Annotated in this window: 8 protein-coding genes and 1 pseudogene; 8 read left to right on the top strand and 1 reads right to left on the bottom strand. The window is 64.2% G+C overall.

Translation table 11 applies throughout. From position 1 onward, the window contains the following. From EOA79_RS26125 to EOA79_RS26110, 4 genes and pseudogenes are all read left to right on the top strand, one after another. Positions 1-296, top strand: a pseudogene (locus EOA79_RS26125) (type I secretion system permease/ATPase); the annotation flags it as partial. A 1-nt stretch (position 297) separates the two neighbouring features. After that, positions 298-1,725, top strand: coding sequence for an HlyD family type I secretion periplasmic adaptor subunit (locus tag EOA79_RS26120; protein WP_128293428.1), 1,428 nt, complete (start codon positions 298-300; stop codon positions 1,723-1,725). A 136-nt stretch (positions 1,726-1,861) separates the two neighbouring features. Continuing rightward, positions 1,862-2,512 (top strand): TetR/AcrR family transcriptional regulator, encoded by a 651-nt coding sequence (locus EOA79_RS26115; protein WP_127334918.1) that lies wholly within the window; start codon positions 1,862-1,864, stop codon positions 2,510-2,512. A 57-nt stretch (positions 2,513-2,569) separates the two neighbouring features. Then, positions 2,570-3,733, top strand: a complete 1,164-nt coding sequence (locus EOA79_RS26110; protein ID WP_095823695.1) for an isovaleryl-CoA dehydrogenase — start codon at positions 2,570-2,572, stop codon at positions 3,731-3,733. A gap of 17 nt (positions 3,734-3,750) precedes the next feature. Here the strand turns inward: EOA79_RS26110 and EOA79_RS26105 are convergent, their stop codons facing one another. Beyond that, a complete protein-coding gene (locus EOA79_RS26105) occupies positions 3,751-4,143 on the bottom strand; it encodes a hypothetical protein (RefSeq protein ID WP_066997523.1) in 393 nt (130 codons plus the stop codon). A gap of 244 nt (positions 4,144-4,387) precedes the next feature. Here EOA79_RS26105 and EOA79_RS26100 point away from each other — a divergent pair, with 244 nt between their 5' ends. The 4 genes from EOA79_RS26100 to EOA79_RS26085 form a co-directional block, all read left to right on the top strand. Further along, complete coding sequence (locus tag EOA79_RS26100; RefSeq protein ID WP_095823696.1) at positions 4,388-5,995, top strand: carboxyl transferase domain-containing protein; 1,608 nt, start codon at positions 4,388-4,390, stop codon at positions 5,993-5,995. A gap of 2 nt (positions 5,996-5,997) precedes the next feature. Beyond that, positions 5,998-6,528 (top strand): O-acetyl-ADP-ribose deacetylase, encoded by a 531-nt coding sequence (locus tag EOA79_RS26095; RefSeq protein WP_095823697.1) that lies wholly within the window; start codon positions 5,998-6,000, stop codon positions 6,526-6,528. A 120-nt stretch (positions 6,529-6,648) separates the two neighbouring features. Beyond that, positions 6,649-7,023, top strand: a complete 375-nt coding sequence (locus tag EOA79_RS26090) for a hypothetical protein (protein ID WP_067321032.1) — start codon at positions 6,649-6,651, stop codon at positions 7,021-7,023. A gap of 49 nt (positions 7,024-7,072) precedes the next feature. Then, positions 7,073-8,765: biotin carboxylase N-terminal domain-containing protein (locus EOA79_RS26085; RefSeq protein WP_128293426.1), on the top strand; the 1,693-nt coding region annotated here is incomplete at its 3' end.

Below are 8,765 nucleotides of genomic sequence, written 5' to 3'. Positions count from 1 at the left end.
GTGTAGGCCTGGCGCGCGCGCTGTTCGGCAATCCGTTCCTCGTCGTGCTCGACGAGCCGAATTCCAACCTCGATGCCGCGGGCGACCAAGCGCTGACGCGTGCCATCGAAGGCATCAAAGCGCGCGGCGGCATCGTCATCGTGGTCGCGCATCGTCCCAGCGCCCTCGCCGCGCTCGACCACTTGCTGGTGCTGAATGGCGGCAGGCAGCAGGCATTCGGGCTGAAGAGCGAGATCGCACGGCAGGCTTTGCAGCCGGTGACGAAACCGCTGCATGCGGTCGGATCGGCGGGCTGAGATGAGGTCGGCAACTCCCTATTTCAAAGCCGATGCGTTGCGCGTGGTGCGCGACATCGCATTGTCCGCCAGGGCGCGCGCGATCGCGCTGCTCGACCGCGGTTCGAAGCCGATCGAAGGTGCTTCGCCCCAGCAGCAGCGCTTGCGTCAGGCCATTCGCAGGAACGTCCGGGCGGGAGCGATCGCAGCGGCGCTGCTTGTCGGCGGGCTCGGCCTTTGGGCGGCATCAAGCAGTCTTGCCGGAGCCGTGGTCGCAGGCGGCCATCTGGTCGTCGGCTCGAACGTGAAGTCCGTCCAGCATCCGCAAGGCGGCGTCGTCGGCGCTCTCAACGTGCAGAACGGCAGCACGGTCGAGGCGGGCGACGTCCTGGTGCGGCTGGACGACACGGTGGCGCGTGCCAATCTCGCCATCGTCGACAACGGTCTCGACGAGCTCTCTGCCCGCCGCGCCCGGCTGATTGCCGAACGCGACGGCGCCCAGGCGGTGCTCTATCCCGAGCAGCTGTCGGGAAACGCGCATGCCCCTCAGATCGGTCATCTCATCGACGGCGAGAACAGGCTGTTCGCGCTGCGGCGGCAGGCGCGCGAGGGCAAGATTTCACAGCTACGCGAGCGCATCGTGCAGTTCCGTCAGGAGATCGCGGGTATCGAGGCCCAGCTCAGGAGCAAGCAGCAGGAGATATCCCTCACCAAGATCGAGCTCGAGGGCATGCGGGACCTCTGGAAAAAGAAGCTGGTGCCGATCTCGCGTCTGGCCGATCGCGAACGCGCCGAGGCAAGGCTCGACGGCGAAAACGGGCAGTTGATCGCCGCCGCCGCGCAGACGCGCGGGCGCATCAGCGAGATGGAACTGGCGATCATCCAGATCGATCAGGACCTGCGCAGCGAAGTGGCGGGCGAACTGAGGGAGATCGAGGGCAAGATGAGCGAACTGCGCGAGCGTCAGATCGCGGCCGAGCAAACGCTGAAGCAGATCGATATCCGCGCCCCGCAATCGGGCCGGGTGCATCAGCTGGCCGTGCACACGATCGGCGGCGTGATCGCGCCCGGCGAGGCGATCATGCAGATCGTGCCGAGCGCCGACGCGCTGGTGGTCGAGGCGCGCGTCGCGCCGCAGGACATCGACCAGGTGCGCATCGGACAGAACGCCACGCTTCGCCTTTCGGCCTTCAGCCAGCAGATCACGCCGGAAGTCGAGGGCCAGGTTGACCGTATCTCGCCCGACCTCATCGAGGACCAGAAAGCCGGGGTCGCCTATTACGCGGTGCGCATCGTGCTGACGCAAAGCAGCCTCAAACAGGCGGGATCGCTGGAACTGAAGCCGGGAATGCCGGCGGAGGTGTTCCTGAGAACCGGCGACCGCACGGTGCTTTCCTATCTGCTTAAGCCCCTGACCGATCAGGCGAGCCGCGCTTTCCGCGGCGATTAAGTCGCTCCGCTCTACAGATCCAGCCGAGGCTTGCGTCAGACCGAGTGCAGGCCATTGCCCTTCGGCCTGAACACCTTCGCTTGCCCGCTTGAATTAATTGAACGTTCGTTTTATTATCTGCTTCGCAGAGGCAAACATGGCACGCACCACGGGTTCAGATGGCGAAAAAACCGAGGCGGCCGTTCGCGAGGCGGCGGTCGGCCTGATCGCGCGGCTCGGCTATGAGGCGATGTCGATGCGCCAGCTGGCGACCGAAGTCGGCGTGCAGGCCGCCGCGCTCTATCGCTATTTTCCCACCAAGGAGGATCTGCTGTTCACGCTGATGCGCGAGCATATGGAAGGCCTGCTCAAGGCCTGGGATGACGCGCGCCCGGCAGCGGCCGATCCGGCGGCGCGGCTCGCCGCCTATGTCGAGAACCACATTGCCTTCCATATCGAGCGGCGCCGCGCCACCCATGTCTCCAACATGGAATTGCGCAGCCTCTCGCATGAGCGGCTGACGCAGATCCTCAAGATGCGCACGGCCTATGAGAAGGAATTGCGCGCGATCCTGCGCGACGGCGCCGAAGCCGGCATCTTCGAGATCGATGATGTCGGCCTGACCGCCATGGCGCTGATCCAGATGATGACCGGCGTCATCGTCTGGTTCCGTCCGGGCGAGCGGCTGTCGATCTCTGAAGTCACCACGACATATCTTTCGATGACAAGGCGGCTCGTCGGCGCGAAGATCGGCGCCGGCAGCGCAACGCGTCCCGTCCGACGCGCAAAGGAGGCCGTGGCACTTTGATTTCGCGCATTATCCTTATCGAAGTCGATTTCGGGGTCATGCGCCGGGAGGAACGCCATGTATACGAATACGCTGAACTTCGGGCTTGATGCCGACATCGAGGCGTTGCGCGATACCGTAAGGCGCTTGGCACAAGACAGGATCGCGCCAATCGCGGCCGATATCGACCGCTCCAACGAATTCCCGGCACATCTGTGGGGGGAGCTCGGCGCGCTCGGCCTGCTCGGCATCACCGCCGATCCCGAGTTCGGCGGCAGCGGTATGGGCTATCTCGCGCATGTCGTGGCGATGGAGGAGATTTCCCGCGCATCCGCCTCGGTCGGCCTCTCCTACGGCGCGCATTCCAATCTCTGCGTCAACCAGATCAACCGCTGGGCAACGCCGGCACAGAAGGAGAAATACCTCCCTGCGCTCTGCTCGGGCGAAAAGGTCGGCGCGCTGGCAATGTCGGAATCCGGATCAGGCTCGGACGTCGTGTCGCTGCGGCTGCGCGCCGAAAAGCGCAACGACCGCTATGTGCTCAACGGTTCGAAAATGTGGATCACCAACGGACCCGATGCCGAGACCTTGGTGGTCTATGCCAAGACCGATCCGGAGCGCAATTCGCGCGGCATCACCGCCTTCATCATCGAAAAAACCTTTGCCGGGTTTTCGGTGGCCCAAAAACTGGACAAGCTCGGCATGCGCGGCTCGAACACCGGCGAGCTCGTCTTCGAGAATGTCGAGGTGCCGTTCGAGAATGTGCTGCATGAGGAAGGGCGCGGCGTCGAGGTGCTGATGTCGGGCCTCGACTATGAGCGCGCCGTGCTCTCCGGCGGGCCGATCGGGCTGATGGCGGCCTGCCTCGACGTGGCGGTGCCTTACGTGCATGAGCGCAAGCAGTTCGGCCAGCCGATCGGCAGTTTTCAGCTGGTGCAGGGCAAGCTTGCCGACATGTATTCGACGATGAACGCGGCGCGCGCCTATGTCTACGCCGTGGCCGGTGCCTGCGACCGCGGCGAGACCACGCGCAAGGACGCCGCCGGCTGCGTGCTCTTCGCGGCCGAAAAGGCGACGCAGATGGCGCTCGATGCCATCCAGCTGCTCGGCGGCAACGGCTATATCAACGATTATCCGACCGGGCGGCTTCTGCGCGACGCCAAGCTCTACGAGATCGGCGCCGGCACCAGCGAGATCCGCCGCTGGCTGATCGGCCGCGAGATCATGGCGGAGGGAGTGTGATGTCTCCCTCCGTCACCTCAGCCGAACGCCTTGGGCAGGTCGTCGGTCGGCTTGGCGACGATCTGATGCTCATCGCGCCACAGAACCTCACGCTGGCGCCGGGACGTGATCGAGCGCACAGGCAAGCCGCCCTCCTCGATCAGCCAGGCGCAATAGCGCGCACGGCTGATGGCTTCCTTGGCGTTCGGGTGGAACCAGCAGACGCCCCAAATCGACTCACGGCGCTTGAAATGCCGCCCAACCCGGCCAGGAATGGGCAAATGCCGATTGAACCAGTCGAACTGATCCTCCAGTTCGCCATGGATCCAGTCCGGGCAGCCATTCCGGTACAAGTACCAGGACGCATGGAAAAAGCCGCTCTCTACCCGGCTCTTCGGATGGATCAGCGGCGTTACAAACCGCACATACATAGTGACACCCACAGCGCTTGCAGGCGCCGTGTTCCTTTTGCTCGAATCCGGGACGTGGAAAGCCGCCCTTCGGCGGCGTCAGGCCATGGCCGAGGGGAGACATTTGTTGAAACGCATATCGATGCCTTTCATCGTCGCCTCCTGAGGTGTCATTCGTACAAAAGATGCCGCGCTGCGCACGCAGCATCCGGGTGCGGGCTGTTACACTGGTTGCGTTGCGGCATCAAGAGGTGTGAGGAATAACGTGGCCACACTCCAAACCCAAATCTCCCCCTCCTCGGAAACCTTCCGCGCCAATGCCGAGCGCATGCGGGCGCTGGTCGACGATATCGCCGAGAAGGCGGCGGGCATCGAGCGAGGCGGCTCGGACGAGGCGCGCGAGCGCCACCAAAGCCGCGGCAAGCTGCTGCCGCGCGAAAGATTGGCGCAACTGCTCGACACCGGCTCGCCTTTTCTCGAGGTCGGCCAGTTCGCGGCATGGTCGATGTATGGCGAGGATATTCCGTCGGCCGGCATCATCACCGGCATCGGCCGTGTCGAAGGCCGGGAGGTGATGGTCGTCGTCAACGACGCGACGGTGAAAGGCGGCACCTATTATCCGGTGACGGTGAAGAAGCATCTGCGCGCGCAGGAGATCGCGCTGCAGAACAAGCTGCCTTGCGTCTACCTGGTCGACAGCGGCGGCGCCAACCTGCCCAACCAGGACGAGGTCTTCCCCGACCGTGAGCATTTCGGCCGCATCTTCTACAACCAGGCCAACATGTCGGCAGCCGGCATCCCGCAGATCGCTTGCGTCATGGGCTCCTGCACGGCGGGCGGGGCCTATGTGCCGGCGATGTCGGACGAAACGATCATGGTGCGCAACCAGGCGACCATTTTTCTTGGCGGCCCGCCGCTGGTGAAGGCTGCCACCGGCGAGGACGTCAGCGCCGAGGAGCTCGGCGGCGCCGAGGTCCACACCAGGCTTTCCGGCGTCGCCGACCACTATGCCATGGATGACGAGCACGCGCTGGCCATTTGCCGACGCATCGTCAAGAACCTGAATCGGAACAAGGCCGTAAGCCTGAACTTACAGAAACCAGTATCACCGCTTCACGATCCGCATGAACTCTACGGCATCGTGCCGACTGATTTGCGCCAGCCCTATGACGTTCGCGAGGTGATCGCGCGTCTGGTCGACGGTTCCGAGTTCGACGAGTTCAAGCAGAATTACGGCACCACCTTGGTCACCGGTTTTGCGCATCTGCACGGCATGCCGGTCGGCATCCTCGGCAACAATGGGGTGCTGTTCTCGGAAAGCGCGCTGAAGGGCGCGCATTTCATCGAGCTCTGCTGCCAGCGCGGCATTCCGCTGATCTTCCTGCAGAACATCACCGGCTTCATGGTCGGGCGAAAGTATGAGGCCGGCGGCATCGCCAAGGACGGCGCCAAGCTGGTCACGGCGGTCGCCACGGCACGCGTGCCGAAGCTTACGGTGATCATCGGCGGTTCGTTCGGCGCCGGCAATTACGGCATGTGCGGCCGCGCCTATTCGCCCCGCTTCCTGTGGATGTGGCCGAATGCGCGCATTTCGGTGATGGGCGGCGAGCAGGCGGCGACGGTGCTCGCCATGGTCAAGCGCGAGGGCATCGAGCGCAAGGGCGGTGAGTGGAGCGCCGAAGAGGAAGCGAAATTCAGGAAGCCGATCCTGATGAAATACGAGCATGAGGGTCACCCGCTCTATTCTTCGGCAAGGCTTTGGGACGACGGCATCATCGATCCGGCCAGGACGCGCGAGGTGCTGGCGCTCAGCCTCTCGGCGGCGCTCAATACCGGGGTCGAGGAAACGAAGTTCGGCGTGTTCAGGATGTGACGATGAGCGGCGTCAGCGATAGGATCCGCGTGCATACCGGCGACATCACCAGGCTTAAGGTCGATGCCATCGTCAATGCCGCCAATTCCTCGCTGCTCGGCGGCGGTGGTGTCGACGGCGCTATCCACCGCGCCGCCGGGCCGGAGCTGGTCGCCGAATGCCGCACGCTGAACGGCTGCAGGACCGGGGATGCCAAACTGACGAAAGGCTACCGGCTGCCGGCGCGCTATGTCATTCACACTGTCGGCCCGGTCTGGCACGGCGGGGGCGAGAGCGAGGCGGAGTTGCTCGCCTCCTGCTATCGGCGCTCGCTGGAGATTGCCACCGGTAAGGACTGTCGAACGATAGCATTTCCGGCGATCTCGACCGGCATCTACGGCTATCCGAAAGATCAGGCTACCGAAGTAGCCGTCGGCACGGTTGCTGTTTTTCTAGGCGAAAACGCCATCCCCGAGACCGTCACTTTCTGCTGCTTCGACGATCTGACTGCCAGACTATACAGCTCAGCCGTTGCTGCGATTGGGGGAGGCTGAACTTTATGACAAAGACGTTCCACCCGTTCACGAGATCGACAATGTTGAGTGACCATCTAGCGACGCCGGCAAATATTCGATATTGCTCATCCTGCATTGTCTCATGGGGATGGGGTAAAAATGATACGAGAATATCTGCGGAAAGCATCCGCGTCGATACTTGCAGGAATGCTTATATGCGCCTCGTGCGGCGCTGTCGTCGCCGGGTCGCTGGCTGGAAGCGAGGGGGACAAGCGCTTTCCACCCTACATCCCACGCAATCCCAAGGATCCGTGCAACAGGGCATACAAGGCCTATCTGGCGGCGAGCGGCCATTCAGCCTACGCGACCACGCCTTATGCCCGGATCATGTCGTCTTACATCATCTGTGGTGGACACCTGAATGCGCCGTCCCAAAAGGTTGCGGAAGAGCTGGCGATGAAATCCTGCCTGGCCACGCGCGCGCACTACAAGGTGACTACGGGCGGCGCCTGCGAGATCGCCGCATCGAAGTAGGCCCGCGCCTGCCGAATTGGCGCTGCCCGTCGCAAACTCGGGATGCTCCATGTTCGGCAAGATCCTGATCGCCAATCGCGGCGAGATCGCTTGCCGCGTCATCCGCACCGCGCGCAAGCTCGGCGTGCGAACAGTCGCCGTCTATTCGGATGCCGACGCGCGAGCGCTGCATGTCGAGATGGCCGACGAGGCGGTGCATATCGGCCCCTCGCCGGTCGGTGACAGCTATCTGCGCGGCGACAGGATCATTGCCGCGGCGCTTGCCACAGGCGCCGAGGCAATCCACCCCGGCTACGGCTTCCTGTCGGAGAACCCCGACTTCGTCGACCAGGTGACGGCGGCGGGCCTCATCTTCATCGGCCCGTCCGCCGCCTCGATCCGCGCCATGGGGCTGAAGGATGCCGCCAAGCGGTTGATGGAAAAGGCCGGCGTTCCGGTGGTGCCCGGCTATCACGGCGAAGCGCAGGAGATTGTGCTGCTTGCCACAAAAGCGCGCGAGATCGGCTACCCGGTGCTGATCAAGGCGCGCGCCGGCGGCGGCGGCAAGGGCATGCGGCGCGTCGACCATCCGGACGACTTCTCCGAGGCGCTGTCCGGAGCGCGGCGCGAGGCCAAGGCTGCCTTCGGCGACGACCGCGTTCTGGTCGAAAAATATGTCGACAAGCCGCGACACATCGAAGTCCAGGTGTTCGGCGACAATTTCGGCAATGTCGTGCATCTTTTCGAGCGCGACTGCTCGGCGCAGCGCCGCCACCAGAAGGTGATCGAGGAGGCGCCCGCCCCCGGCATGACGCCGGCGCTGCGCAAGGCGATGACGGAAGCGGCGGTGAAGGCCGCCAAGGCAATCAGCTATTCGGGCGCCGGCACGATCGAATTCATCGTCGATGCTTCCGAGGCCCTCAAAGCCGACCGCTTCTGGTTCATGGAGATGAACACACGGCTGCAGGTCGAGCATCCCGTCACCGAGATGGTCACCGGCGTCGATCTGGTCGAATGGCAGCTTCGTGTCGCCGCCGGCGAAAAACTGCCGAAGGCGCAGAACGAGATCGCCCTTGCCGGACATGCTTTCGAGGCGCGCATCTACGCCGAGGACGCGGCCAAGGGATTCCTGCCGGCGACGGGCACGCTTTATCATCTCAAATTCCCCGACACGCCGCCGGAGGATGCCGCCATGCGCATCGAGACCGGCGTGCGGGCCGGCGATGCGATCTCGCCCTTCTACGATCCGATGATCGCCAAGCTGGTGGTGCACGCTAGGGACAGAACCACCGCGCTTGGCGCGCTGCGCAAGGCGCTGGCCCGAACCGAAGTTGCCGGCTCGACGGTCAACACCGCCTTCCTTGCAGCACTCGCCGCCGACGCCGATTTCGCGGCGGGCGATATCGACACCGGCCTGATCGGCCGGCATCAGGATGCTCTCGTCGCTGTTCCCCCGCCAAGCGATGAAGCGATCGCCGCGGCGGCGCTGGCAGCGACCGACGCAAGCACGGCGGGTCCGGCCGCCGATCCGTGGTCCTCGCTCGCCGGCTACGCGCATTTCCATACGCTGGCGCGCCGCACCCGGTTGCGTTACGGCGAGGAGAACATCCTGGCCCGGGTATCGGCGCGGCCTGACGGCCGCTTCCAGGTGGCGCTGGAGGCGCCGCATGACGCGATCAACGCGCACGACCTCAGGAGCATGCCGCGCAGCGCGCGCTGGCCGGGCCATGTCACGGTGTTCGAAGGAGCGGTCGGATATACAT

Source organism: Mesorhizobium sp. M1A.F.Ca.IN.020.03.2.1 (genome assembly GCF_004023205.1).
Classification (GTDB): Bacteria; Pseudomonadota; Alphaproteobacteria; order Rhizobiales; family Rhizobiaceae; genus Mesorhizobium.
The sequence above is the reverse complement of the archived record's forward strand: the minus strand, read 5'-3'. Positions and strand labels throughout refer to the sequence as shown.

Excerpts from the sequence above, each read along its gene's own strand:
- EOA79_RS26115 (WP_127334918.1), top strand. The coding sequence starts at position 1,862 with ATGGCACGCACCACGGGTTCAGATGGCGAAAAAACCGAGGCGGCCGTT.
- EOA79_RS26105 (WP_066997523.1), bottom strand. The coding sequence starts at position 4,143 with ATGTATGTGCGGTTTGTAACGCCGCTGATCCATCCGAAGAGCCGGGTA.
- EOA79_RS26095 (WP_095823697.1), top strand. The coding sequence starts at position 5,998 with ATGAGCGGCGTCAGCGATAGGATCCGCGTGCATACCGGCGACATCACC.
- EOA79_RS26090 (WP_067321032.1), top strand. The coding sequence starts at position 6,649 with ATGATACGAGAATATCTGCGGAAAGCATCCGCGTCGATACTTGCAGGA.
- EOA79_RS26120 (WP_128293428.1), top strand. The coding sequence starts at position 298 with ATGAGGTCGGCAACTCCCTATTTCAAAGCCGATGCGTTGCGCGTGGTG.
- EOA79_RS26110 (WP_095823695.1), top strand. The coding sequence starts at position 2,570 with ATGTATACGAATACGCTGAACTTCGGGCTTGATGCCGACATCGAGGCG.